23 protein-coding genes are annotated in these 24,148 nt (G+C 65.4%); 12 read left to right on the top strand and 11 right to left on the bottom strand.

From position 1 onward, the window contains the following. The 6 genes from VHL31_RS06085 to VHL31_RS06060 all read right to left on the bottom strand — a co-directional run. Nucleotides 1-245, bottom strand: a 245-nt coding sequence (locus VHL31_RS06085) for a hypothetical protein (protein WP_329660316.1), incomplete at its 3' end; no start/stop codon positions are given. Further along, nucleotides 242-469, bottom strand: coding sequence for a hypothetical protein (locus VHL31_RS06080; protein ID WP_329660315.1), 228 nt, complete (start codon nt 467-469; stop codon nt 242-244). The genes VHL31_RS06085 and VHL31_RS06080, both read right to left, overlap by 4 nt. After that, complete coding sequence (locus tag VHL31_RS06075) at nt 466-876, bottom strand: hypothetical protein (protein ID WP_329660314.1); 411 nt, start codon at nt 874-876, stop codon at nt 466-468. Before VHL31_RS06075 ends, VHL31_RS06080 begins: the two co-directional genes overlap by 4 nt. After that, on the bottom strand, nt 873-1,073 hold the full coding sequence (locus VHL31_RS06070; protein ID WP_329660313.1) for a hypothetical protein: 201 nt from the start codon (nt 1,071-1,073) through the stop codon (nt 873-875). Before VHL31_RS06070 ends, VHL31_RS06075 begins: the two co-directional genes overlap by 4 nt. 199 nt (nt 1,074-1,272) lie before the next feature. Next, a complete protein-coding gene (locus VHL31_RS06065; RefSeq protein ID WP_329660312.1) occupies nt 1,273-2,505 on the bottom strand; it encodes an AAA family ATPase in 1,233 nt (410 codons plus the stop codon). Then, entirely contained in the window at nt 2,502-3,524 is a 1,023-nt protein-coding gene (locus tag VHL31_RS06060) for a hypothetical protein (protein ID WP_329660311.1), read from the bottom strand. The genes VHL31_RS06065 and VHL31_RS06060 overlap by 4 nt, the downstream gene beginning before the upstream one ends. Before the next feature lie 131 nt (nt 3,525-3,655). On the opposite strand from VHL31_RS06060, the gene VHL31_RS06055 reads away from it, so the two are divergent. Beyond that, on the top strand, nt 3,656-4,087 hold the full coding sequence (locus tag VHL31_RS06055; protein ID WP_329660310.1) for a hypothetical protein: 432 nt from the start codon (nt 3,656-3,658) through the stop codon (nt 4,085-4,087). Nucleotides 4,088-4,229: 142 nt separating this feature from the next. Here the strand turns inward: VHL31_RS06055 and VHL31_RS06050 are convergent, their stop codons facing one another. Continuing rightward, entirely contained in the window at nt 4,230-4,892 is a 663-nt protein-coding gene (locus tag VHL31_RS06050; RefSeq protein ID WP_329660309.1) for a hypothetical protein, read from the bottom strand. Then, nucleotides 4,889-6,151: a tyrosine-type recombinase/integrase gene (locus tag VHL31_RS06045; RefSeq protein ID WP_329660308.1), complete on the bottom strand. Its 1,263-nt coding sequence runs from the start codon at nt 6,149-6,151 to the stop codon at nt 4,889-4,891. The genes VHL31_RS06050 and VHL31_RS06045 overlap by 4 nt, the downstream gene beginning before the upstream one ends. 135 nt (nt 6,152-6,286) lie before the next feature. On the opposite strand from VHL31_RS06045, the gene VHL31_RS06040 reads away from it, so the two are divergent. From VHL31_RS06040 to VHL31_RS05995, 10 genes are all read left to right on the top strand, one after another. Next, nucleotides 6,287-7,369 carry a flagellar basal body P-ring protein FlgI gene (locus VHL31_RS06040; RefSeq protein ID WP_349262371.1) on the top strand — a complete coding sequence of 361 codons (1,083 nt, stop codon included), beginning with the start codon at nt 6,287-6,289 and terminating at the stop codon, nt 7,367-7,369. Beyond that, the gene (locus VHL31_RS06035) at nt 7,369-7,686 is read left to right on the top strand and encodes a rod-binding protein (protein WP_329660306.1); all 318 of its coding nucleotides are present in this window, start codon (nt 7,369-7,371) and stop codon (nt 7,684-7,686) included. Before VHL31_RS06040 ends, VHL31_RS06035 begins: the two co-directional genes overlap by 1 nt. Continuing rightward, complete coding sequence (locus tag VHL31_RS06030; protein ID WP_329660305.1) at nt 7,683-8,117, top strand: hypothetical protein; 435 nt, start codon at nt 7,683-7,685, stop codon at nt 8,115-8,117. The genes VHL31_RS06035 and VHL31_RS06030 overlap by 4 nt, the downstream gene beginning before the upstream one ends. 3 nt (nt 8,118-8,120) lie before the next feature. Continuing rightward, nucleotides 8,121-9,989: a flagellar hook-associated protein FlgK gene (flgK, locus tag VHL31_RS06025; RefSeq protein ID WP_329660304.1), complete on the top strand. Its 1,869-nt coding sequence runs from the start codon at nt 8,121-8,123 to the stop codon at nt 9,987-9,989. Nucleotides 9,990-10,003: 14 nt separating this feature from the next. Continuing rightward, nucleotides 10,004-10,903: a flagellin gene (locus VHL31_RS06020; RefSeq protein ID WP_329660303.1), complete on the top strand. Its 900-nt coding sequence runs from the start codon at nt 10,004-10,006 to the stop codon at nt 10,901-10,903. A gap of 71 nt (nt 10,904-10,974) precedes the next feature. Next, nucleotides 10,975-11,472, top strand: coding sequence for a flagellar assembly protein FliW (gene fliW / locus VHL31_RS06015; RefSeq protein ID WP_329660302.1), 498 nt, complete (start codon nt 10,975-10,977; stop codon nt 11,470-11,472). Nucleotides 11,473-11,486: 14 nt separating this feature from the next. Next, complete coding sequence (locus VHL31_RS06010) at nt 11,487-13,637, top strand: tetratricopeptide repeat protein (RefSeq protein WP_329660301.1); 2,151 nt, start codon at nt 11,487-11,489, stop codon at nt 13,635-13,637. A 14-nt stretch (nt 13,638-13,651) separates the two neighbouring features. Beyond that, nucleotides 13,652-14,263 carry a class I SAM-dependent methyltransferase gene (locus VHL31_RS06005; protein WP_329660300.1) on the top strand — a complete coding sequence of 204 codons (612 nt, stop codon included), beginning with the start codon at nt 13,652-13,654 and terminating at the stop codon, nt 14,261-14,263. 128 nt (nt 14,264-14,391) lie between these two features. Beyond that, nucleotides 14,392-15,543, top strand: a complete 1,152-nt coding sequence (locus VHL31_RS06000) for a flagellin (protein WP_329660299.1) — start codon at nt 14,392-14,394, stop codon at nt 15,541-15,543. A 77-nt stretch (nt 15,544-15,620) separates the two neighbouring features. Continuing rightward, on the top strand, nt 15,621-16,349 hold the full coding sequence (locus VHL31_RS05995) for an OmpA family protein (RefSeq protein WP_329660298.1): 729 nt from the start codon (nt 15,621-15,623) through the stop codon (nt 16,347-16,349). Nucleotides 16,350-16,374: 25 nt separating this feature from the next. On the opposite strand, the gene zwf is transcribed toward VHL31_RS05995, so the two are convergent. Together zwf and VHL31_RS05985 are read right to left on the bottom strand one after the other, a co-directional pair. Then, nucleotides 16,375-17,919, bottom strand: a complete 1,545-nt coding sequence (gene zwf, locus VHL31_RS05990) for a glucose-6-phosphate dehydrogenase (protein WP_329660297.1) — start codon at nt 17,917-17,919, stop codon at nt 16,375-16,377. Between the two features lie 924 nt (nt 17,920-18,843). Continuing rightward, a complete protein-coding gene (locus VHL31_RS05985) occupies nt 18,844-19,329 on the bottom strand; it encodes a hypothetical protein (protein ID WP_329660296.1) in 486 nt (161 codons plus the stop codon). Between the two features lie 990 nt (nt 19,330-20,319). Between VHL31_RS05985 and VHL31_RS05980 the strand changes: the two genes are divergently transcribed. Next, a complete protein-coding gene (locus VHL31_RS05980) occupies nt 20,320-21,987 on the top strand; it encodes a bifunctional metallophosphatase/5'-nucleotidase (RefSeq protein WP_329660295.1) in 1,668 nt (555 codons plus the stop codon). A 532-nt stretch (nt 21,988-22,519) separates the two neighbouring features. On the opposite strand, the gene VHL31_RS05975 is transcribed toward VHL31_RS05980, so the two are convergent. After that, entirely contained in the window at nt 22,520-24,130 is a 1,611-nt protein-coding gene (locus VHL31_RS05975; protein ID WP_329660294.1) for a methyl-accepting chemotaxis protein, read from the bottom strand. Nucleotides 24,131-24,148: the final 18 nt, after the last annotated feature.

Genomic DNA, 24,148 nt, shown 5'->3' with positions numbered 1-24,148 from the left:
CATGATCGGTATCCGATGTGAAGGGGCCTGCTAGGGCGTGGTGAGTAGAGGCTGCTGTGGCGCCGGCGCTGTTGAGGCGAGCCGCGCACGGGTGGCAGCGAGCCTTGCCGGAGCAGGATGCCCAACAGGCGCCGCGCCTGGCGCTGGTCGGCACCGGCAGCAGCCAGCAGGGCCAGGCCGATGGTAAGAAAGGCGATGCCTAGTAGGGCCATCGGCGCCGGTAGGCGGTTCTGGCGCGTGCTCATGGCAGATCGTCCGGTGCCGAGAGCCGCTTGCGACCATGGCGGAATGGATCCCATGGCGGATCGATCATCGTTTCTAGCCGGTCCACCTGGCCCAGGGCTTGGCGCAGATAGGCGCGCAGGTGCCGGAGCGTCTGGAGGGCCTCGTCGAGCTCGCCGGCCTCCAGCTCTTCCCTCAGGCGCTGCTCGACATAGCGGGTTGCGTGGAGGCGTCGTTGCAGCTTCATGTCGTGTCTCCCTGCAGCAGGGTGGGATCTGTCGGCCGCTCTGCTGGCTCCAGCGCGTCGAAGAGCTTCCGCCAGTTCTGGGGGGTGAGCAGGACGCGCCCCTCGCTGATGGCAGCGATGTCAGCGGGACGCACACGCAGCACCCTGGCGGCTTCCGCCTGCAGTTCCGGACGGGCAGCCAGCAGATGCCTGAGGCGCCCGGCTCGCTGCATCGCCATGGCAGCACCAGTGAGTGGCCTGACCGGATGGCGGACAGGAGCCGCTACCTTGGCCTTGGCGACATACTCACCAAGCTCGGTCACCACCGTCCCTAAGGCACTGGCAGCCATGCTCGTGCGGCCCCGGCTGAGCAGGTTGCCGTTCCCCTGCAGCCGGCCCAGCAGGCAGCTCGCGCACTGGCAGGTCATGGCAGGATCTCGTGAAGGAGGTGGGAGAGGCCCGGGCTGAACTGCAGCAGCCGATCCACCAGTGCCGGGCTCAGGCTCGCCACCGGTGCCAGCAGCATGGGCTGCCCGCCAAGCAGGAAGAGGGACCAGCCGCGGAGCTTGGCTTCGGCCAGAGCGTCGCGTGCAGCCTCGATCGAGGCACGCGAGGGCCGACTCATGGTTGGCCTCCAGCGCACTGAAGCTCGGAGGTTCGGTGCAGTGCACCTCCGCACCGCACCTGACCTAGGGCTAAAGCCCATAGCCCAAGTGCGGTGCAGGTTGCGGTGGTCTGCACCGAAGCAGGTTGGGTGCAAAAGTGAGGTTCGGTGCAAGGTTGGGTGCGAGGTTTGGTGCAGCCACACCGCGAGTTAACGCTGCTCATTCTGCTGCCTCCGAGTAGTCGTTGAGGTCGATGCCTGCGTCCTCAGGCTTGTCCTCGCTGCCGGTGTCCTCAGGCTTCACCACCCGAGCGATGCCAGTGATCACCCCGCGATTGGCCTTCCTGCCTACCTCGGCATTGGCCCGGATGACCCCATCGGCGAAGAGCGCCTCCATAGCCTTCTCGAGGTTCTTCAACGTGCTGCCCTCAGCGAGCCCAGAAGCAGCCATTGCCTTGGGCGCGTAGTTCGGGGCGAACTTGGAGTGGGAAACGGCGCGGTTCTGCTCGGTCAGCCGATCGAGTACTGCCAGAAACACCTTCTTGTGCTTGGCCAACTCCTGATAGGCGCCGATCTTCTCGGCCATCGTCTCGGGAGGATGCTCGGCAAGGTGCGATACCCCGTAGTCGTCGACGACGATCTCGTGCTCGAACTTCGGGGCGTAGTTGGCCTTGGCCAGCTTCAGGTAGCGGCGGGTGAGCCCGTCATCGTCCTTCTCGTGCAGGAGGATGCGGGCCCGGACGGTGCCGTCCCACCCCGTCGAGCCCGAGTACTCAGCCTCGTTCTTCGGTGGGTGGGCCAGCAGGAGCACGCAGCCGTTCAGGTCGAGCGCCAGCCCAGCCAGCAGGTTCACGTAGGCTGTGACCTGCGCCCGGTCGTTCTCCGAGCCGGGGAACGTCTGGGCCACCGTGTCGATGATGACCAGCCTTGCGGCGGTCTCGATCGCGGTTGCTCGCAAGGTGGCAAAGGACTGCGTCATGGTGGCGATACCAGTCCCGGTATCGAGCGCCATCAGCGCGTTGCTGGCGCCGACCCTGGGCGCGAAGAGGAGCCGCCCAGGCGGCTGAGCATGGGTGCCGAGGCTGCGTTGCATCTGGGCGCGGCGCCGGTGGAGCTCCTCGCCGTCGTCTTCGCAGGAGTAGACGAGCACCGTGCAGGCATGGGTCTTCATCCCGAGGAAGGGGTGCCCGCGCCGGATCGTCTCCCCTAGCTGGAGCGCGAGCCGAGACTTCCCGACCCCGCCCTTGCCGGTGAACAACGCCACGGTCTTGGCCGCCAGGAAGCCCTCCACGAGCCATTCCCGCGGCGGCGGATCGAGGCCGTCCAGGTCATCCGCGTCGATCAGCGCCAAGAGGTCTGGCTTGGGAGGCTCCCGCTTCGCCGGCTCTTCATCGCGCACGAAGGCGTCGTAGGCGTCATCAAGGTCGCCGTAGTAGTCAGCCTGGTCGGTCATGCCGCACCGCCCCCAGCCCGCTCCAAGCCGCACTTGATGATTCGGGCAAGTTCCTCAGGTGGGTCAGCGAGGCCGGCATCCTTCGCAGCCTTCCCGAGCACCCAGAAGATCTCGTGGGCGGTCGCTTGCCCTGCATGGATCAGGTCACCTGCACGCCAGGCGCAGCCATGCAGCTTCTTGTGCCGCTGACCTTCATCCGCCCGAGCGACGATCCGAGCCAGAGCGCCAAGGGGGATCAGCTCGTCATGACAGCGAGAGGGGGATCCGGACAGCGCTGCATACTGGATCTGCCGCACCGGCCTGGCCGGCTCGGGCGGCACCTCCAGCGCGACCAGATCCCGATCAAGCCAGGCGAAGTGGACGCGCTTAGCCACCGGGTCAGACATCCCGACGAAGCCGGGTGCGGCCGTGTAGATGATCTGGACAGGCCGCAGGGTGCACTCGTCGATCGGTGCCCCTGCCATGGCCCGCTTGATCTCGTGCCCGTAGAGCGGCCGGTCCAGCAGGAACCACAGCCGCATCTTCGCGCCAGGCTTGACCGCGGCGGATGCGCTGGCGACCACGACGAAGCCGGCACCGTGGAAGGCAGCCGGGAATGTGCGCTCGACCAGATAACGGGTGAAGTCGACGACCCGGTGCGGCCGGTACCAGCCTTCAGGCGCTGGCACGTTGTCGATGTCGAACGCGACCCATTCCCGAGGCACGTCGGTCATCGTCGCCTCAAGAACCGCTCCGTCGCGAGCCCGCTTGTTCAGCACGCGGCGCGCCATGGTGCGATGGTCGATCCCCGGCTTTACGGCAGCCCGGACGACACAGCACCATGGCTGAGCCTGGAGGTAACGCTGAACCTCCGCCAAGTGGTGCAGATCCCTGATCCGCGCAGACCTGGCGCTGAAGGTGGCGGCGTGATCGTAGTTCTTCGGCTTGTCCTGGCCTGCCGTCCAGACCTTGCGGAGGTCGCGACGGCAGCTGGTCAGGATCGTCAGGTCGCGCGGGTGCATGCCCGCAGGTGCTGTCATGCTCATGGCAGCGCCCGCTGATCACGACCGCGACAGACGCCGAAGCTGAAGCCGCCTGCCTCACCGCAGCCGCGGCAGTTCCAGCTCGTCGAGGCGCCAGTGACCACCACCAGCATGGTAGCAGTACGACGGTGGCTCTGGCACTGCCGACAGGAGAAGCTGTGTCGGCCAGTGCTGAGCTTCCTGAGATCAACACCGAGGTCGGCAAGAGACGCCGCGAGCGGCTTGCGAGACTTCTTGCGCCGGTGCTTTGGAAGTTGGGGATGCAAATGGGCGAGGATTGCGCTATACACGCGCTTGCCATCGCCATGGTCGGTCAGGCTACCACCCCTGGCCGACCGATGCGCCATCGCCTTCATCGATCACGCGGCCTTCTGGCCGGTCTTGCCGATGAACCTCGGCAAGCTCTGGATGAGCGACTTCAGGCTCTCGTAATCGACGAGGGTCTTCGAGCCTGCCTTGATGAAGATGAGATCACCGCGGGCATTTGCGCGGTAGAGCGACGTGCGGCTTTGGCCGCTGATGCGCTGTGCATCAGGAAGTGGAACAGCCAGCGGTTCTAGTTCGCTGCTCTTCCCATCTGGCCTGTAACGAAGAAAGTGGTGCATCTATCCGGTCCTTCGCCGTGGTGCGGCTAGGTGTTCCCGGACGTAGCATTAGCTTGAAGGACTTCGTGGAAACGACCCTTAGCCACTAACAAACGTGCTAAAGGCCGATCTCTTTGAGCCAGGGATTGATGGTGTGCCTCGAGATCCCGAAATGGGACCCGACTTCATCGGCTAAACGATTACGGGTGTAGGTGGGATGCTTTAGCTTCAGGGCTCTAGCTGCCTCACATACCTTTGACTTCGTATCCAGCCCCCGCTTTCTTGTATTTTTCTTGCCATTGTCACGGCCGTCAAAGCGTAACTTAGCGCCAGCCGCAGCATCCACGGCAGCTATAAGCCAGTACGCAATACGACTTATGCCAGTTCCAATTGCCATTGCGCGACTGACTACATTGTCATTTCTCCCTGCAGCGAGAGATTCCTCCAGTTCTACTATCATTTTTTGCAGCCATCGCAGCTGATCCCTGAGATCAGGCCAGTGGTAAGGACCACGGGGATTATCAAGATAATTTTTTAACAGTTTTTCGACAATAGTCTTTACTACAACGATGGATTTTTCTCCGGCAGTTCCGTTAAATCTATTGCTGCCTACAATAATTATAGGAACACCAGCCTCTGCTCTTCCTAGAAAGTAGAGATCTTCTCTATCAAGGGCAGATCGTAGTTCTTCCACCTCAGCGCGAACAAGTTTAGTACGATCATTGTAAATGTTCTCTTGCGCCTTGAGCGCCTCGACTAGCTCAGGTCGACGAAACATCATGAGCCTCCTGGCAACGGCATCACCTCAGGCGCTGTTTTCGCGCGTACGTGCTCAGTCCATGCCTCCATCAGCACCCGTCGTCGGTCGAGCAGGTCGCCACGCGCATAAGCTGCCTCAGCCCTATCCTTGATTGTGTGCGCTAGCGCCGCCTCGATGACCTCGCGCGGAAATTCGGTGGCGTCGCCCGCCCAGGTACGGAAGGACGCGCGGAAGCCATGGGCGGTAATGGGGCGGCCATCTTGGTCCACCCATCGGGGGGACTTCTCCTTTCCTTCGCCCGCTCCCATTCCCTGCATACGGCTGATCAGCATCAGGAATGCCATCGACGAGAGCGGCGAGATTGGCCTTGGGCCAGGAAAGACATGATCGTCCGGCTTGCGCCGAAGTGGCGACATCTCCTGCAGAATGGTCATGGCGGCCGGCGACAGCGGCACACGATGAGCCTTGTCGCCCTTCATGCGCTTGGCGGGCACCGTCCAGATGGCATGCTCTTCGTCGATCTCCCGCCAGGTTGCACCCATGACCTCGCTAGTCCGCGCGGCAGTCAGGATCAGGAACTCCAGCGCTCTAGCCGCCGTGGCACGTCGCTTCCGCAACTCCGTCACGAAGGTCGGCAACTGGCGCCACGGCAGCGCCGGCTGGTTTTCTACAGGCTTCAGCTTCCTGGCCGCCGGCAGGTCGTGCCGCAGGTCCCGCCAGCGTGCAGGATTGCCAGCTGAGCGCAGCCCTTTGGCTGAGGCATAATCGAAAATCGTCTCGATCCGCCCCCGCAGGCGGCTAGCTGTCTCCGGCGCCCGCGTCCAAACCGGCTCTAGCACCGCCAGCACGTCGTTGCGGTCGATTGCCGCTACGTCCATCCCGCCAATCCTGGGGTAGGCATAGGTCGCCAGCGTGTTCTTCCATTGCTGGCGGTGTATGCGGTGGCGCCAAGTCGGCTCATGCTTGGCGATGTAGCGCTCGGCCAGCACCCGGAACGCGCGCTGGTCAGCGTCCTCAACCTTGCGCACAAGCGCGGCTCGCTCTGCCTTACGTGCGGTGATTGGGTCATCACCAGCGCGCAGACGCTCACGTGCACCTGCGGCCGCTTGACGAGCCGACGCCAAAGAGACTTCGGGGAAGCTGCCGAGGCCCATGTCGCGCTGCTTGCTCCCGAGCCGGTAGCGAAGGATCCAGCCTTTGCGGCCATCCGGGCGCACCAAGAGATAGAGGCCAGCACCATCGTTGTAGCGACCTGGTCGCGCCTCTGTCTTGGCTCTCACAGCCGATAGCTTCATACTGAAGAATCTCCGTCAAACCGTTTTGAACCCTACTCTGGCCCCAACATACCGGCTTGAATAGAGAGAAACAAGGAGACATGCACAGGATAACTTGTGGACGTAAGTCGCTGCTCAACAATGACTTTGACATCACTGATGCTCTGCCCAGAAACAGCTAGAAACAGCAGCTTTAAGGATGTGGCCGACTTCGAAGGCGTTCGCGACAACATGCTGGTCGGCTACGGCCTCGTGGTCGGGCTGAACGGCAGCGGCGACACGCTGCGCAACTCCGCCTTCACCCAGGAAAGCCTCACGGCGATGCTGGACCGGCTGGGCGTCGCGACGCGCGGCGGCAAGCTGAACACCAAGAACGTCGCGGCGGTGATGGTGACGGCCACCCTGCCGCCTTTCGCCCGCCAGGGCAGCCGCCTGGACGTGTCGGTCAGCGCCCTTGGCGATGCCAAGTCCCTGAACGGCGGCACGCTGCTGGTGACCCCGCTGATGGGCGCGGACGGCGAGATCTATGCCGTGTCACAAGGAGCGCTCTCCACGGGCGGCTTCGAGGCCGGCGGGCAGGCTGAGAAGGTCACCCGCGGCGTGCCGACCACCGCCAGGATCCCTTCCGGCGCCATCGTCGAGCGGGAAGTCGAGTTCGCGCTGGCCCAGCTGGAGAACGTGAAGCTGGCCCTGCGCAACCCCGACTTCACCACCGCGAACCGGATCGCGGCGGCGATCAACAAATGGTCCAAGGGTGCCGGCGCGCAGGCGACCGACCCGGCCACCGTGGTGCTGAGCATTCCCGGCCACTACCGCGAGCGCATCGCGCTCCTGATGAGCGAGATCGAGCAGCTGCGGATCGACCCCGACCAGCCCGCCCGGATCCTGGTGGACGAGACCAAGGGGATCATCGTGATCGGCGAGAACGTGCGCATCAGCACGGTCGCCATCGCACAAGGCAACCTGACCGTACGCGTCACGGAGACCCCGCAGGTGAGCCAGCCGAACCCCCTTGCCAACGGCGAGACGGTGGTGACGCCACAGACCAACGTCCAGGTCGACGAGGAGAGTGGCCGCCGCATGGCCGTCCTGAGTGGTGCAGTCACCCTGCAGGATCTGGTGGACGGTCTGAACGCCATGGGGGTCGGACCGCGCGACATGATCGGCATCATCCAGGCCATCAAGGCCGCGGGTGCCCTGCAGGCTGAAATCGAGGTGATGTGATGGCTGACACGTTATTCATGCTGCCCCAGTCCACCGGCCCTGCCCGGGCGGCCGAGGCCGCGACCCAGAAGCAGGGTCCGCGAGATCTGGCCGCAGCGGAGGAAGCGGCACAAGCGTTCGAGAGCGTCTTCCTCGCGAAGATGCTGGAAGGCATGAGCACCGGCCTTTCCGGATCGGTGATGTCCGGTGGCCAGGCCGAAGACACCTGGCGGTCGTTCATGAACGACGAGTACGCAAAACTGGTCAGCCGCTCCGGTGGCGTCGGCGTGGCCGATGCGGTCCTGAAGGCGATGCTAGATGCGCAGGAGGTCGGATGATGGAAGCGCTGGAACGGGTGGCGGTGATCATGACCCTGATGCGCCAGCTGGAACAGGTGATGGAACAGGAGATCCAGATCCTGCGCGGCATGCGTCTGGACCGGCTTCAGGACATCGTCATGGAAAAGACGACGCTCTGCCATGCCTATGAGGCGGAGCTGCGGGCCCTGCGGCGTCAGCCGGAGCTGATGGCGCTGCTCGACCCGGAGGTCCGCCGTTCCCTGGAACAGGCAACGAGGATCTTCCAGGCGAAGGCGGCGGACAATCTTCGGTCGCTGGAGGCAGCACGGACCGTGGTCGAACGGGTGATGCGTCATATCGGCAGCAGCCTGGAGGCCGGCCCGGCCAAACCGAAACTCTACCCCCAGCAGCGGACGGGCAACGCGATGCGCGGCCAAGTCATCGCGCTGGCCTTCGATCGGCAGATCTGACCCATGTCGCTCACCAGCACGCTCAACAATGCGCTGTCCGGCCTGGCCGCCGCCCAGAACGCCCTGGCAAACACCGCCAACAACGTCGCGAACGTCAACACCCCCGGCTACTCGCGCAAGGTCATCCAGCAGGAGACCCGTGTCATCGCGGGCGAGGGTGCCGGGGTCCGGTCGCTCGACGTCACCCGCGTGGCCGACCAGTTCATCGCCACCGAGGCACGCGAACAGGCGGTCCGACTGGGCCGCAGCGAAGCGATCGCGGCCATCCATCAGCGGGTCCAGGACACGATCTACGGCGAAGCCGGGGACAGCACCCGCGGCATCCCGAGCAGGCTGACCGAACTTTTGACTTCGCTGGATGCACTGACCGCCACGCCCGAGCTGGCAGCCTCGCGCCACGAGGTGCTGAGCAGGATTGACGACGTCCTTCGCACGATCGACGGCGACACGAGCGCGATCCAGACCCTGCGCCACGATACCGACCAGACGATCGGCCAGACCATCGCGTCGATCAACGTGGATCTCGTGGAGCTTGCAGCCGTGAACGACCAGTTCACGCGCGGCAACGGCACCGCCGAGATGCAGGATCGGCGCGACAACCTCCTGCACGCCCTGGCCGGCAAGATCGACATCCAGGTCGGCTGGCACGAAGACGGCCATGTCGATCTGGTCACCCGCGCCGGCACCGTCCTCCTGGACGGCGAGCCCAAGGTCCTTGTCTACGAGCCAGCCTCGTCCGTGGCGAGCGACGCCTCGTTCGGCGCGATCACCGTGGTCGCAGCCAGGGATATCGATCGCGCCACCGGCAAGCCGGTGGCGGGGGCGAGGTCCGAGGATCTGGTCAGTGCCGGCACCCGCACGGTACCGACACCGGAACTGGTGGCAGCCGGTGCCGATCCGATCGTGTCCCGCCTGCGCGGCGGCAAGCTGCAGGGTCTGGTCGAGGCCCGGGACCGCATCCTGCCCGAGCTGGCCGACCAGCTGGGCGAGTTGGCCTCGATGCTGCGCTTTTCTCTCAATGCCGCCCACAATGGCGGAGCGGCCAATCCGCCGCCGGCAACGCTGCAGGGAACGAAAGTGGGGCAGGCCGCCGCTTCCCCGTTCACCGGGACCGGCACGGCCACCATTGCGGTCGTGGACCGCACCAGCGGCGTCACCGCAGCGGCGTTCCAGCTGGACCTTGCCAGCTTCGCCACCGTGGGGGACGTGACGACGGCGATCGTGGCGGCGTCGGGCGGCGCGGTCACCGCGACGCTGGACGCCAGCGGCCGGCTTGTACTCGGTGCGGTCGATCCTGCCCACGGCATCGCGATCGACGAGGGCAGCAGCGCCGTACCGGTCAGCGACGCGGCCGGCCACGCCAGGAGCTATGGCTTCTCCCACTATTTCGGCCTGAACGATCTGGTCGTCGCCGGTAGCGGGGCCAGTGCTGGCCACTTACGGGCCGATATTGCAGCCAACGGCTTCCAGCTCGCCGCCGGCAAGCTGGACGTCACGACAGGCCCGCCCTTGGTGGCGAGGCTGGGCGGGGTAGGCGACCAGCGCGGGGCTGCAGCCCTGGCGGCGGCGCTGACCACACCCACTGTCACGGTCGCGCGCGGAGCCCTGCCTGCCTACGCCCAGACACCGGGCGGCTATGCAGCCGACATGGCAAGCCTGTCTGCGGCGCTAGCCGCAGAGGCGCAGCGGACCGAGGCAGGTGACAAGGCGCTGGCGGACGATCTGGCGAGCCGGATCGGCACGATTGGCGGCGTCAACCTCGACGAGGAACTGTCGCGGCTCGTGCTCTATCAGCAGGCCTACACCGTCTCCGCCCGGATCATCTCGATCACCGACGACCTGTTCGGCGAACTCCTGCGGATCGGCAACTGAACGGAACCTCCCTCATGACTACCCGTATCGGCGATCTCAGCCACCAGACCCGTCTGGCCGACGTGATGGGCAGCACCCGCTCGCGGGTCCGCGATCTCGAGACCGACGTCGCGACCGGCAAGCAGGTGCGACGCTACGCGGAGATCCCGCAGGAGACGGCGCTCCTCCTTCGTACGCGCGACCAGATTGCGACCAACGGAAACTTCCTTGCCCAGAACGAGCGGCTGAACGACGAGTTGCAGGCGATGGACGGCGCGCTCGGCAGCATCGTCTCGGTCGCCGAGCGGCTGCGTACGCTGCTCGTTCAGCGCCTGAACGATCCCAGCGGCGACGACATGCCCCTTGGGATCGAGAGCGCGACGCTGACCGAGGAGGTGGCGGCACAGTTGAACGCCACCTCGCATGACCGTTACCTGTTCTCCGGGACCAGCACCGATACCAAGCCTGTCATCCTGCCCGCCGGGCCGATCACGACCGCCGATCCCGGCCTCTACTACCAGGGCGACGACTTGAACCGCTCGGGCTGGCTGGAACGCGACGTGAAGGTGGACGTCCTGGTGCGTGCGGACGATCCTGCGTTCGCCGACCTCTTCGCCGCGCTCGGCATGACGCTGACCGGCCACCAGGCCAACAGCCGCCCGATGCTCGAAAATGCCCTGGCCAAGGCCGATCAGGCGCTGGCGGGCGTGATCGAGCTGCGCAGCACGGTGGGCGCCACGGCGGCCCGCGTGCAGGACGTGGCCGAGGTTCAAAGATCGGCCGCCCTTTATCTGGACGAGACCCGGGGCCGCATCGAAGACACCGACACCTCCGCGGCCATGACCCGGATGGCGCAGGACAAGGTCGCGATCGAGGCCTCCTACCTGATCGTCAGCCAGATCAGCAATCTCTCCCTGGCGGACTATCTGCGGTGAGCATCAACTCTTTCTTAACCAAGCCGACGTAAGTTTGCGGTCACGGAGTATTTCATCGAGGAACGATGAGCGTGACCGCTGCAGCAGCCTTGCCCGAACCGGCGATGACACCGACCCAGCATCCCTTTGCGGATCCGGAAGGTACCATGCTGGCGACCAGGTTCGGGATGATCCGAATGGACCCGGAGCGACTGCTCTCGTTCCCGTCGGGATTACCGGGCTTCCCCGGGTCTCACCGCTTCCAGCTGGAACGGATCACCGGCAGTCCGGTGCTGCTGCTCCAGTCGCTCGACGATGGCGCCGTCGCCTTCTTCGTGATGCCGATCCCGCGCGAATCGGACCTGGTGAGGTCGGCTGACCGCAGCGCCACCTGCCATGTCCTGGCACTCGACCCGGACCATGCCGACTACCTCGCGGTCGTCACGGCGCGCCAGGGCAGCGAAGGGCTGGAGCTGTTCGCCAATCTTCGTGCACCCATCGTGATCGACACGCAGCGGCGCATCGGCACCCAGATCGTACTGGCTGACAGCAGCTATTCGCTGCGCCACCGCGTCCTGCCGTCGAACTGAACCGGAGCAGCGAGATGATGGGCGGCATCAGCAGCGTCGCGTTGAACGCGCGTGCGCAATCCACCAGGCTTCAGCCGGATCAACGGCGTGCCGGCGCTCAGGCCATGCTGCTTGCAGCCGCCGCTCGGCACCGGGCAAAAGACTACCGGGGTGCCTGCGAACTCTACCGCGAGGTGCTGCGCCGCGATCCGCGCCAGCCGGATGCCGTGCATCTGCAGGGCATGGCGCTGGCGGCGCTGGGCGAGGCCGAGGAAGGCGAACGCCTCGTCCGCCACTCCCTCAGCCTGCGACCGGACTGTGCCCATTTCTGGTCCAACCTCGGGAACCTGCTCAATCGCTCGGACCGAAAGGCGGAAGCCATCCAGGCGTACGAGCGGGCGATTGCGCTGGACGGGCGGTTCGCCGACGCCAGGGCGAATCTTGCCGGCGCACTGGCCTCGCTGGAACACTTCGAAGCGGCCGAGGAAGCCGCGAGGGCAGCCCTGGAGCTGGCACCTGACCATGTGACGGCGCTGGCCAACCTCGCCGGTGCTCTGATCGGCCGCCATCGCTTCGCCGAGGCCGAGCCGCCCCTGCAACAGGCACTGGCCCAGGATCCGGCGAACTACGACGTCTGGTACAACATGGGCCATCTCGCTATGGCACGCGGGCGAGCCGACGAATCGGAGCAGGCATTCCGTCGCGCCCTGGAGCTCGATCCGGGTGCGCTCGAGGCGATCCGCTGGCTGGGCTATGCCTGCGTACGTACCCGCAAGGGCGAGGAAGCTGAGCGGCATCTCAACCGCTTTTTGGAAGCGCGTCCCGAACCGTCCAACGCCCACTCGATCCTGGGGCATCTCTGCATCCAGCGCGGGCTGTTCGAGGAGGGCCTGGCCCTGCTGCGCAAGGGCGTGGCGCGTCCGTCCGCGCAGTCCGCCGAGCATTCCACCCTCGTGTTCGACCTGAACTACCTGGCAGGTGCGGATCCGATCGAGGTTCGCGCCGAGCATGAGCGTTGGGCCAAGCGGTTCGCGCTTCCGCACGTGCTGCACTGCGCCCCGGCCCGTACCGACCTCGACCCGGACCGCCGCCTGCGCGTCGGGTTCATCTCCCCGGACTTTCGCGGCCATTCCGTCAGCTTCTTCTTCCTGCCGGTGCTGCAGCATCTGGATCGTACGGCGGTCGAGACGTTCTGCTACGCCTATGTCGATCGTCCCGACGACATGACGAACATGCTGCGCGCGACCTCCGATCACTGGCGGGATGTCGCGTCCATGCCGGACGACGAGATCGCCCGGCAGGTCAGGGCCGACCGCATCGACATCCTGGTCGATCTGGCAGGGCACACTTCGGACAATCGCCTACTCGTGCTGGCGCGCCGCCCGGCGCCGGTGCAGGCCACCTATCTTAGCTACCCCAACACCACCGGCACCACGGCAGTGGATTGGCGCATCGTCGACCGGGCCACCGATCCGGCGCATGCCGACGCCTATGCCGTCGAGCGGCTGATGCGGCTCGACCGTTGCTTCCTGGCCTATCGCCCGATCGACTATCCGGAGGTGCTGGATCCGCCCTGCCTCGCCAACGGTCACGTGACGTTCGGCTCGTTCAACAATGTCGCAAAGCTCAACGACACCGTGTTCGAGGCTTGGGCCGCCATCCTCCATGATGTGCCCGGGTCAAGGCTGCTCCTGAAGCACGACATGAGCCATGACCCGGTCGTCCGGGACCGGATCGCCGATGCCTTCGGCCGGCGCGGGATCGCCACGGACCGCATCGAGCTGATCCAGCGCACGCGCGGCCGGGCCGATCATCTCGCCACCTACGGACGGGTCGACATCGCGCTGGATACCTTCCCCTACAACGGCACCACCACGACCTGCGAGGCACTCTGGATGGGCGTCCCGGTCGTCACCTTGGCCGGCGCCGTTCATGCCGGACGGGTCGGCGTCTCGCTCCTGCAGACCCTGGGCCTCGCCTCCTGCATCGCTCAAGATCCCAAGGAGTATGTCCTGACCGCTGTTCAGCTAGCGGGATCTGCGGGGCTGCTGTCCAGCCTGCGGCGCATGCTCCGCGCCGAGATGGCGGCTTCTCCGCTCATGGACGAGGCGGGACTCGGCGCCAGCCTGACCGCCGCCTTCCGCGCCATGTGGCAGGACCGCTGCCAGCGGGGAGCGAGGCAATGAAAGGAGCAGCGGCCATGCCCATAGACCAGGCCGAGGGGACGACGCTGGCCATGATGGAAGAACCGGCGGTCCGAACCGCGCCCGCACCCGAGCGTGCGCAGGAGACCGACGAACTGAGGTTGCACATCGGGGGAATCCAGCCACGGGCTGGATGGAAGATCCTGAACGTGCAGCCCGGGCCGAACGTCGACTTCATCGGCAACTGCACCGACCTCAGCCAATTCGGGGACGGGTCCGTCGCAGAGGTCTATGCCTCCCATGTCCTCGAGCATCTGGGCTATCAGCACGAGCTGCATGCCGTGCTGGCGGGGGTGCGGCGGATCCTGAAGCCCAACGGGTGCCTGCGCATCAGCGTTCCGGACCTGGACGTGCTGTGCCGGATGTTCATCCACCCGCAACTGCCACCCGAGGCCCGCTTCCATCTGATGCGCGTCATCTATGGCGGGCAGACGGACGAGCATGACTTCCACAAGGTCGGCTTCACCTTCGACCTGCTCGGCCATTTCCTGGCCAGGAACGGCTTTCGCGAGTTCCGGCGGGTGGAAGGTCACGAGCTGTTCGACGACACGAGCCGCCTCATGCTGTTCGGGCATCCGATCAGCCTGAACGTGGTGGCGACCATCTGAACCATTCCTGCGCCCGGCGCTGTCGCGGCAGCGCCCGTTAACCACGCCGATCCATCAACCTTTCAGACCAGATAACCTTAACGCCCAGCCCGACTGGATCGGTCGGATCACGGGCAGGAGACTTGTCCATGCCGCTTACTGGAACGACCAACACCTCCGCCAACACGGCACTGCGCTACCTGACCACCAATACCGCGCAGGCCAGCAGTTCGCTGGCGAAGCTTTCCAGCGGGTCCCGGATCGTGAAGGCCTCCGACGATGCGGCATCGCTCGCGGTCGGCACCGAGATCCGGGCCGACGTCTCGGCGCTCAGGCAGGCTTCGGTCAACACCGCCCAGGCGTCCAGCCTGCTCCAGGTTGCAGATGGCGGCCTTGCCAAGATTTCGGACATCCTGCTGCGCATGAAGGCCCTGGCCGTGCAGTCGCAGTCCGGCTCGCTGACGGATGGCGAACGCTCGTTCCTGGACCTGGAGTACCAGGAACTGGTGGGTGAGGTCGGCAATATCACCAACCAGACCAAGTTCAACGGTGCACAGCTGTTGAACGGCGCGTCCGGCAAGTCGATCGATCTGAGCGCATCCACCGATACGATCTTCAACCACGACAGCACCTATGCTAACGGCGTGACTGCGCGCCTGTCCGGCAATGCCAATGCTGGCACCTGGCAGCTAGCCTACAACTATACGGCCGGCTCCAGCCTCGGCGAGTTCACCTTGTCGAACGGTACCATCGCTGACACGGTGCAGTTCACCCATGCCGGAAGTGCAGTGGTCTACGAAGGCCGGATCTCCTTCCAGCATGCGGGGCTCGAGCTTTCCTTGAGCAACTTCGACTTCACCTCGACCTTTGCAGCAGGTGCGGCCAGCCAGCTCGAGGTGGCCGGTGGTGCCAGCCTGACCTTCCAGGTCGGGGTCTCCTCCGGCGATACGATTGCCGTCAACATCAGCGACGTCCGGCCGGCCGCCTTGGGCTTGACCGGGACCAGCGTGAACAACAACGCATCCGCAGTGACGGCGGGCGACGCTCTGGACAGTGCGATCGCCGGCATGAACGAGGCGCGCGCGAACATGGGTGCGCTGATGTCGCGCTTCGAGTTCGCTTCCGCCAATCTCGCCACCAGTGTCGAGAACCTGGACGCGGCGCGCTCGACCCTGCTGGACGTCGACATGGCTGCGGAGATGACCAAGTTCACCTCGATGCAGGTACTGACCCAGGCCGGCGTGTCCATGCTGGCGCAGGCAAACCAGATGCCCCAGAACCTATTGAAACTGCTGCAATGATGAGCTGCTCGATATGCGCCGGTGGGGCGTCTCCACGCCTCTGGCCGGCGCTTGCGGGAGCGGATAGGAATGGCGCCGTGGATCGGGTGCCGACGGTGATCGTGGGCGGCAGGATGGCAAGGATGGAGTGGATAGGGGTGAGGAAGCTGGCGATCGGGGTCGTGGTGCTGGCACTTGGCGGCGTCGGCGGCTGCACGCAGAGCCCTGACGGACCGGCCCAGCCGGGTGCCAAGACGGCCACCGGCGCCGTCGCCGGCGCAGTGATCGGCGGCGTTCTCGGCAACATCCTGGGCCACAAGGGCGTCAAGGGCGAAGGAACGGCCATCGGCGCCGCGATCGGTGCGGCGGTGGGCGGCGGTATCGGCTATGCCTTCGACAGCCAGGAGCAGCAGTTTCGCAAGGAGCTCGCCTACGAGACCCAGTCTCGCCAGCTGGAGATCGAGCGGGTCCGCCAGGATGCGCTGAAGCTGGTCATGCCGTCCGAGGTCATGTTTCCCTTCGACAGTGCGGTGCTGCAGCCGGGCTACGCGACCACCATGGCCAAGATTGCGGAGGTCCTGAACGCCTACCCCCAATCGCGCGCGACGATCACTGGCTACACCGACAGCCAGGGCTCCGAGGCCTATAACCTCGACCTCTCGAACCGGCGGGCCGAGGCCGTGCGGACCGCACTGATCAGCCACGGTGTCGCCGCAGGCCGGCTCACTGCCCTGGGCCGCGGTAAGGCGGATCCAATCGGCGACAACAGCACGGCTGCGGGCCGCCAGATGAACCGCAGGGTCGAGATCCTCGTGCAGGGGGGCTGACGGCAGCCTTATCCCCACGCTGCTTCTACAGCTTCCGCCAGGCCCTGCCGTCACGCTTGAGCAGGGCGTCTGCCGCAGCCGGGCCGTCCGAGCCGGCGGCATAGTTGGGAAAGTCCGGCGGCGTGTTCGACCAGTATTCCAGGATCGGCTGGACCACGCGCCAGCCGGCCTCGACGAAGTCCGCGCGCTGGAACAGCGTGCCGTCGCCCGTCATGCAGTCGTAGAGCAGGATCTCGTACCCGGTACCAGGCGTCTCCCTGAAGAAATCCCGGTAGCGGAAGTCCATCCGCACCTCGTCCGAATGAACCTCGGGCCCCGGGACCTTGGCGTTGAAGTGGAACGAGATCCCCGCATCCGGCTGGATGTGAAGCACCAGCTTGTTGGTCGCCAGTTCATCGACCGGCGTGGTCCGGAACATGGTGAAGGGCGGTCGGCGGAGGTGGACCACGATCTCGGTGTCGCGCCGCTTCATCCGCTTGCCGGTCCGCAGGTAGAAGGGAACGCCGGCCCAGCGCCAGTTGTCCACGAACAGCTTCAAGGCGACATAGGTCTCGACGGGCGACTCCGGTGCCACGCTCGGATCCTGCCGATAGCCCGGCACGCTCTTGCCGTCCATCACGCCCGGGCCGTACTGCCCGCGAACAGCGCAGGCCCCGAAGTCGCAGGTCGGGATCTCCACCGCGTCCAGGACCTTGGCCTTCTCGGTGAGCACGGGGCCGGGGTCGAAGGAATTTGGCGGCTCCATTGCGGTGACGGCCAGGAGTTGGAACAGATGGTTGGGGATCATGTCGCGCAGGGCGCCGGCATGCTCGTAGAACCTGCCACGCCCCTCCACGCCCACCGTTTCCGCGGCGGTGATCTCCACATGGGTGATGTTCTGCCGGTTCCAGAGCGCCTCGAACGCTCCGTTGCCGAACCGCAGCATCATGATGTTCTGGACCGTCTCCTTGCCGAGGAAATGGTCCATCCGGAAGATCTGGTCTTCGCGCAGCACATTGAGGATCTGCCGGTTCAAGGCGAGGGCAGAGGGCAGATCGTGGCCGAATGGCTTTTCGATCACCACCCGACGCCAGGCGGGCTGTCCATCCCTGCCCTCTACGGTCAGGCCGGCCGCCCCCAGTCGCTCCACGATGGGCCCGAAGAACCGCTCGGCGACGGCCAAATAGAAGAGCACATTGGTGCCGGGACGGTCGATCTCGGCCTTGAGCGCCTGGAATGTTGCGGGGTCGCCGAAATCGCCGCGGCGATAGTGGAGGCGCTGCACCAACCAGGTCCAGACAGCATCGTTGAACGCAGGCGCATTTGCCTCGCCGACATGGCCCGCGACGAAGCCATGGATCTTGGACGACAGATGCTCGCGCCAGCCGGCATCGTCGAGGTCGGCGAGATCGAGGCCGATTACCCTGAACCCGTCGGCAAGCATGCCGGCCTCGGCCAGGTTGTAGAGTGCCGGTGCGATCAGCCTGCTGGTGAGGTCGCCCCCCGCCCCGAAGATGACCATGGTGCAAGCTGGCGCGGGCTGGTAGCGATGCTTGCGATCTTCCGCGGCACGGGCGTTGAGGATGTCCATCGTCGGAGGAGCCTTCCTTCACGAGCAGCCATGGCTGCAGCAGCGGTCGAGGTGCGTCCATCGACCTGTCCAGGTCAAGCCGTGGGCATTCACTCGGCCAAGCCCCGTAGAGCTGGCATGGAGAGGCCTTCCTGTCGACGTGCATCGCGTGACTGCCGGCTTCTGGTCGGATCCGCCTGATCGAGACCGGAGGCGCCGGGCCGACTGCGCGACCGCACTGCAAGAGCCAGGCCCTCTACCTTGGATCTGTCGCTGGCATGCGCCGAATTCGGAGAGGTAGAACGGTGCGATCCGGCCTGAGCCGGTTGATGATCGTCATGACCCAGCCCAGGCGAGAGGCAGACAGGCGGTAGCGGCCGGTTCAGGAGCGGGGCATGCGCCTGAATTCCATGTCCATTGCGCTACTTGAGCAAGTGGGCCTCCACTTCCGACAGAAGCTGCTCTGGCGCAGGACAATATTGACGCTGCCAAGCCTGATCGCCCGGCTGCGCTGCGCCTGCGATCAGCGGACCGCGTCGGCTTCCTGGAACGGACGACTGGTCTGCTAAGGGAGCAAGGACGAGGCGGGGCCCCTGATCTGCAGACCCTCCCGCCTGGAGGTTCCGGGCCGCGGTTTCTGGCGAAGCCCCACGGTGGCAGGCATGGTCTGCGGCTGACGCCGGACCAGCTTGGTTGCAGCGTTCTAGCTGGATGGCCCCAGCATGTCGTGGCGGATACTCCCATGCATATCGAGGAGGATGCCGGACGGCAGCAGGTCTCGACGCCTCAGACCACGCGACGGCGCGCGTACGGGCCGAGTGCCAAAGGCTGCATGACGGCTGCCCGACGCATGCTGAACGACCCATTGGGCCGCCCTGTTCGCGGCGGAGGCGATCGATCTTCGGTCCGTCGCCGCACGCTGTTGCTGCGGGGTGACGTCCTGATCTAGTTGCGCGAGGCGATCCCCAAGCTCAGCCTCGGCGACTTGCACCGCCGCTTCATGCTTCGTGACATCTCAGGGCTGCCCATGGACGAGGAGAAGTCTTCCCGGCGCCAGTACCTTGCCTGGGTGTGATCGGCCACGTCCACATCGACATGTTCAGGCAGTACCGGGCGCAGGACGGCCCATGTCCCTCCGCGCCAGGTTCGCACCGCACTATCCACGATCCGATTCCTTTCTGGAAGGACACCGTCAGGGGACAGCAGCAACATGTTATTGGCGCGGCAGGCCGGAGAACCGCGGTCGCCAGCCAGCGGATCGAGGCCTTCTTCGGCGGCCACGAGTTCGACGAGGTCCGCGGCAGGCACGGTAGCCGGCGCCGGTCCACCAGCCTCTGCTAGCCGCCGTGCAGCTTGCAGCCTGCGGTCCTTCCAGCTGAGCTGATCGAGGGCCACGCAGAGAATGGGACGATCGAGGCGGCTGCCCATCAACGCGGTCAGCGATCCCGATCCCCAACGTGCTGCGGTGGTGGGCGCACTTCCGGACCATCATGGTGGAGGAAAAGGCCGAACCGGCAGCCTTCAGGCTCGAACCGGCCTTCCCGGCCACGCCTCCTGGCTTGATCGGCAGTGGCGATGGATGGTCTGTCGGCCGACGAAGCATGGACCAGACTTGTCGGGAGACGAAGGGTCGGCTGCTGCCGAACTTTCGAGAGTTTCCTCTACAGCCCGAGGGTCGACCTCGTCCGTCGGCAAGACCGGGCGACCCGCAAGACGGTACGCCGCGATCTGTCCGCGGCCGTCAAAGGCTGCGACAGGCTGCGACAGGCTGCGACAGGCTGCAGTGTCTTCATCTCGCCCCCGAGCATGTCAAGCTCGGACAGGCAGAATTCTGAATGGCATGCCTACGTCCATCGGACGGGAGATGATCATGGGCGTTGGTCACCTTGCGGGGGCCTGGCAACATCACCGGCATCCCCATGGCCATGCCGCCACCCCATGCGGTGCCGTCACTCGGTCGCCTAGATGGCTCTCGATGCCCGCAGCCGGCGTCTCTGGCCCGATGCCGGCGCATCAGGATGGTCGTCTCATCGACCACCAGCTGGGCCACTCCCGATCCTCCCGGTCCGAGCGCGCATGCCCGACGCAACGTAGCCAAGCGCTGGTTCTGCCGACTGACGAACTCACGACGCATTGCCACTCGCCGCCACCATCTCGCCCGGAAACTAGCTGGAGACCACTACGCGGGCGCGGCCTCATCGGTCTCCCGGCTCAATGTGCTGATCAGGTCGAGAAGCCAGCGCAGCTTCCGCTCGGCAGATACTCGATAGGTGACGGCCGTACGTCCTGCGCGAGGAGTCTCTGCCAACCAACCGAAGGCGTCCGCCTTGTTCTGGCCCATGCTTGGCTGTCCTTGTCGCTATGGCAGGGCATGCTAGGAAGCAGCAGGATCGGTCCGCGGCGCGTCGAAAGGAATGCTTCATGGGACGCAGGTTGTTCGGGATTGCGGCCCTGTCAGTAGCATCGCTTTGGGTCGCGCTGCCGGCGACGTGCCAGAAGGCCGCTACTCCCATCGAGGTGAAGATCTTCGCGATCAACGACTTCCACGGCAATCTCCTGCCGCCGGGCGGCGGCATCAAGATCACCGATCCCGATGATGCGTCGGCGACGATCGCCGTGCCGGCCGGGGGCTCGGAGGCGATGGCGACTCTGATCAAGCAATTGCGGAGCGCTGGGCCCAACTCCATCTTCGTGGCCGCTGGCGACCTGATCGGTGCAAGCCCGCTGCTCTCCGGTATCCTGCACGACGAGCCAACGGTCGAAGCACTCTCCCTGATGGGGCTGGAGGCGAGCGCGGTCGGCAATCATGAATTTGACGATGGCCTGGCCGAGCTGTTGAGGATGCAGCACGGCGGCTGCCATCCAGACGATCATTGCCGTGAAGGACAGACGTTCAAGGGGGCCAGGTTCCAGTACCTCGCCGCCAGCACGATCGACGAAGCGACCGGCCAGACGGTCCTGCCGCCCTACTATGTGAAGACGTTCGAAGGTGTCCCGATGGCCTTCATCGGGCTTACCCTTAAAGGGACATCCGGCATCGTCATGCCGACCGGCGTGGCCGGCCTGAGCTTTCGCGACGAAGCGGAGACGGTCAATGCGCTGGTGCCTGAGCTGCGGTCCGACGGGATCGAGGCGATCGTGGTACTAATCCACGAGGGCGGGTTTCCTACCGGCGGCTACGACGAATGCCCTGCCATCTCCGGCCCGATCGTGGATATCGTGTCCAAACTTGACAAGGCGGTCGACATCGTGGTGAGCGGCCACACGCACAAGGCGTACAACTGCATGATCGACCGTCGACTGGTCACGAGCGCCGACAAGTTCGGCACCCTCGTGACCCAGATCGACGTTCAGGTCGACCGCGGCACGCACGACATCGTCTCGGCACGCGCCGAGAACCTGATTGTCCGCACCGAGACCCACGCCAAGGATCCCGAGCAGACCGCACTGATCGAAAAGTACCAGAAGATCGTGGAACCGCGCGCCAACAGGATCGTGGGTCGGCTGTCAGCCTCGCTGACGAAGGCGGAGAGCCCCGCTGGTGAGTTCACCCTCGGCAACCTGATCGCGGATGCGCAGCTCTCGGCCACGAAGGCTGCGGGCACAAGTGGTGCCGAGATCGCGTTCACCAATCCGGGTGGCGTGCGCACCGACCTGCTGATGGAGAACGGCAACGTCACCTACGCCGATGTCTTCGCGGTCCAGCCGTTCGGTAACTCGCTGGTGACGATGGACCTGACTGGCGCGCAGATCACTCGCATGCTGGAGCAGCAGTGGCTGGATCAGCCAAAGCCAAGGATCCTCCAGGTATCGCGCGGCTTCACCTATAGCTGGTCAGCGGAGAAGCCGCCGGGCGAACGCGTCGTTCCGGGGAGCATATCGTTGAACGGCAAGCCGATCGATCCCGTGGCAACCTATCGGGTAACGGTCAACAATTACCTGGCCGATGGGGGCGACGGCTTCACTGTGCTGAGGGATGGGGTGAACCGGGTTACCGGTGCCTATGATGTCGACGTGCTGGCTGGCTATCTCGGCAGCATGCAGGTCGTCTCTCCTGGACCGCTGGGGAGGATCGTACGGGTCGACTGAGGTTGCTCCTGCCTGATCGGTGGCTGCCAGACACCAAAACCATCAGGTTTTACGCCACGGAACCGCTTGCTGGCAGCTCTCCGCTGCTCAACACGACGCTTCTCCGCCACGTGCAATCTTGTTCTTCATGGCAGCGGCCGCCCTCGCTCGACCAACCTTTGAGGAAGCCGCCCGTGCCGGCACACGTCGATTGAACAGCCTTTTGAGCGAACACCTGCGTCGGCATCGGGACCGCTTTGTCCACATGCAATTGTTCACGGCGCGTGCCAGGCGCGCCGGTCGCCGCCGGTACCGGCCCATGAAACGGAGATTGCCGGTGCCGACCGGCGATTGCTGGAGCGACAATCTAGATGGATCGGGTCGGTTCAGGTGGCCACCAGAGCGGAACGTCAATCGATCCCTTCCATTGGTCCTGTCCTGCCTGCCGCGCGAAGATGCCGCCTTCATGCGGGCAGGATCACCTTCGGGGAATACTCGCCCTGCCGCCCCCGCACGATCGAGGTGAGAAAGCAGAACAAGGTGTAGCAGCTGGTCAGGCGGCGCGCACTTCGGCCAGGAACTGCCGGATGGTGTCCTGGACCTTGCTGGTACGGCCGGCCATGGCATGGTTGCTGCCGCGCACGGTCGTGGTCACCTCCTGGGTCTCCTGGGCGACCCGTTCGATGCTCTGTGCGATCGCACCAGTGGCGGCCTGCTGCTGCTCCACGGTGGCGGCGACGCTACCCGCGGCCCGGCCGATCTGGCCCACCGCGTCGAACAGGGTCCGGATCGCATCGGCCGAGGCATGGCTGGCTGCCCGGATCCGCTCGAGCTCGCCCGCCACGTCGTCAGTGGCCTTGCGGGTCTGCTCGGCCAGCGTCTTCACCTCGCCCGCCACCACCGCAAAGCCCTTGCCCGCTTCCCCGGCGCGCGCCGCCTCGATCGTGGCGTTGAGCGCCAGAAGGTTGGTGTTCTCGGCGATCGCCCGGATCAGCGCCACGACGCCGCCTGCCTTGTCCGCGGCCTCGCGCAGCTTGGCCACATCGGCCACCGCGCCTTCGGCCGCGGCCACCGTCTGGTTGGACTGGCGCCGCGACTGCTCTGCTGCGGCCGACACTTCCAGGATGGAAACCGTCAGATCGGCGGCCGATTTGCCAACCGCCCGGACGTTGCCGAGCGTCGCATCGGCGGCCGCCAGCGCTGCTTGGCCACTCTGCTCCAGCTCCACCGCCATCTCACCCAGATGCGCCTCGATTGAGCGCTCGAACGAGCTCACTGCCGCCTCCAGCCGTGCCGACCGTGCCCGAGCTGCCGACTGAGTCGCCGCCTCGGCCTGTTGCAGCAGACGTGCCTCGGCTGCCTTGTCCCGCAACTTGACCAGCGACCTGGCGAGATCACCGATCTCGTCCTTCCGGTCGGCCTGAGGCAGTACGACATCCAGTTGCCCATCTGCGATCGCGGAGGTGATCCGTTGGAACCCATGCAACGGACGCACGATCGCCCGCCAAGCCGTGACGACGGTCAGGAACACGGTCAGCACGAAGGCGACGGCGCAGGTGCCAACCAGAATGGCGACGACGTCGCGGTTAAGACTCTCGGCGCGGGCATTGAGCAGATCAGTTTCGTTGCCGACTGCCCCGCTCAGCTCGACCAGTGCCTTGTTGAGCGCCTGGCGGGTCGAGCGGTTCGCGTCGTTGTCGCCAATGACCCGGGCGGCAGCCGATCCTTCACGGCGACCAGTGGCCACCAGCGACCGGCGAAGATCAAGGAATTGCTGGATCTGGTGAACCGCCACCATCTCCGTTGCCTGGACGTCGGGCAACGGGCTTCCCTGCAGTTCTGGCAACGACGCCTCGATGGCAACCAGATGCTTTTCGAGGCTGTCCGCGAACTTGCCGAGCGCCTTGGCGTCGTTGGCCATGTAGATCCCGCGGCTCTCCGCCACCACAGCATAGACGAGGCCATTCACTCGCTCGACCGCTGCCTGGCGGCGACCGACCTCGGCCGTGTTGCCCAGAACGTCCTTTGCCTCGTGCAGAGCCCAGATGGCGGCCCCGGAAATGACGGCAATGGCCACAAGAGGCACCACCATCAGCATGAACAGCTTGGTCGACACCCGAAGGTCAGCGAACTTCTGGTCCATCCTGGACAAGATCAACGACATGGGCCCTGCGCTCCTCAG

The organism is Geminicoccus sp. (assembly GCF_036263595.1).
In the GTDB taxonomy this organism is placed as follows: Bacteria; Pseudomonadota; Alphaproteobacteria; order Geminicoccales; family Geminicoccaceae; genus Geminicoccus.
This window is presented reverse-complemented; position numbering and strand designations above follow the sequence as displayed.

Excerpts from the sequence above, each read along its gene's own strand:
- VHL31_RS06080 (WP_329660315.1), bottom strand. The coding sequence starts at position 469 with ATGAAGCTGCAACGACGCCTCCACGCAACCCGCTATGTCGAGCAGCGC.
- VHL31_RS06075 (WP_329660314.1), bottom strand. The coding sequence starts at position 876 with ATGACCTGCCAGTGCGCGAGCTGCCTGCTGGGCCGGCTGCAGGGGAAC.
- VHL31_RS06070 (WP_329660313.1), bottom strand. The coding sequence starts at position 1,073 with ATGAGTCGGCCCTCGCGTGCCTCGATCGAGGCTGCACGCGACGCTCTG.
- VHL31_RS06065 (WP_329660312.1), bottom strand. The coding sequence starts at position 2,505 with ATGACCGACCAGGCTGACTACTACGGCGACCTTGATGACGCCTACGAC.
- VHL31_RS06060 (WP_329660311.1), bottom strand. The coding sequence starts at position 3,524 with ATGACAGCACCTGCGGGCATGCACCCGCGCGACCTGACGATCCTGACC.
- VHL31_RS06050 (WP_329660309.1), bottom strand. The coding sequence starts at position 4,892 with ATGATGTTTCGTCGACCTGAGCTAGTCGAGGCGCTCAAGGCGCAAGAG.
- VHL31_RS06040 (WP_349262371.1), top strand. The coding sequence starts at position 6,287 with ATGACTTTGACATCACTGATGCTCTGCCCAGAAACAGCTAGAAACAGC.
- VHL31_RS06035 (WP_329660306.1), top strand. The coding sequence starts at position 7,369 with ATGGCTGACACGTTATTCATGCTGCCCCAGTCCACCGGCCCTGCCCGG.
- VHL31_RS06030 (WP_329660305.1), top strand. The coding sequence starts at position 7,683 with ATGATGGAAGCGCTGGAACGGGTGGCGGTGATCATGACCCTGATGCGC.
- flgK (WP_329660304.1), top strand. The coding sequence starts at position 8,121 with ATGTCGCTCACCAGCACGCTCAACAATGCGCTGTCCGGCCTGGCCGCC.
- VHL31_RS06020 (WP_329660303.1), top strand. The coding sequence starts at position 10,004 with ATGACTACCCGTATCGGCGATCTCAGCCACCAGACCCGTCTGGCCGAC.
- VHL31_RS06010 (WP_329660301.1), top strand. The coding sequence starts at position 11,487 with ATGATGGGCGGCATCAGCAGCGTCGCGTTGAACGCGCGTGCGCAATCC.
- VHL31_RS06005 (WP_329660300.1), top strand. The coding sequence starts at position 13,652 with ATGCCCATAGACCAGGCCGAGGGGACGACGCTGGCCATGATGGAAGAA.
- VHL31_RS06000 (WP_329660299.1), top strand. The coding sequence starts at position 14,392 with ATGCCGCTTACTGGAACGACCAACACCTCCGCCAACACGGCACTGCGC.
- zwf (WP_329660297.1), bottom strand. The coding sequence starts at position 17,919 with ATGGACATCCTCAACGCCCGTGCCGCGGAAGATCGCAAGCATCGCTAC.
- VHL31_RS05980 (WP_329660295.1), top strand. The coding sequence starts at position 20,320 with ATGGGACGCAGGTTGTTCGGGATTGCGGCCCTGTCAGTAGCATCGCTT.
- VHL31_RS05975 (WP_329660294.1), bottom strand. The coding sequence starts at position 24,130 with ATGTCGTTGATCTTGTCCAGGATGGACCAGAAGTTCGCTGACCTTCGG.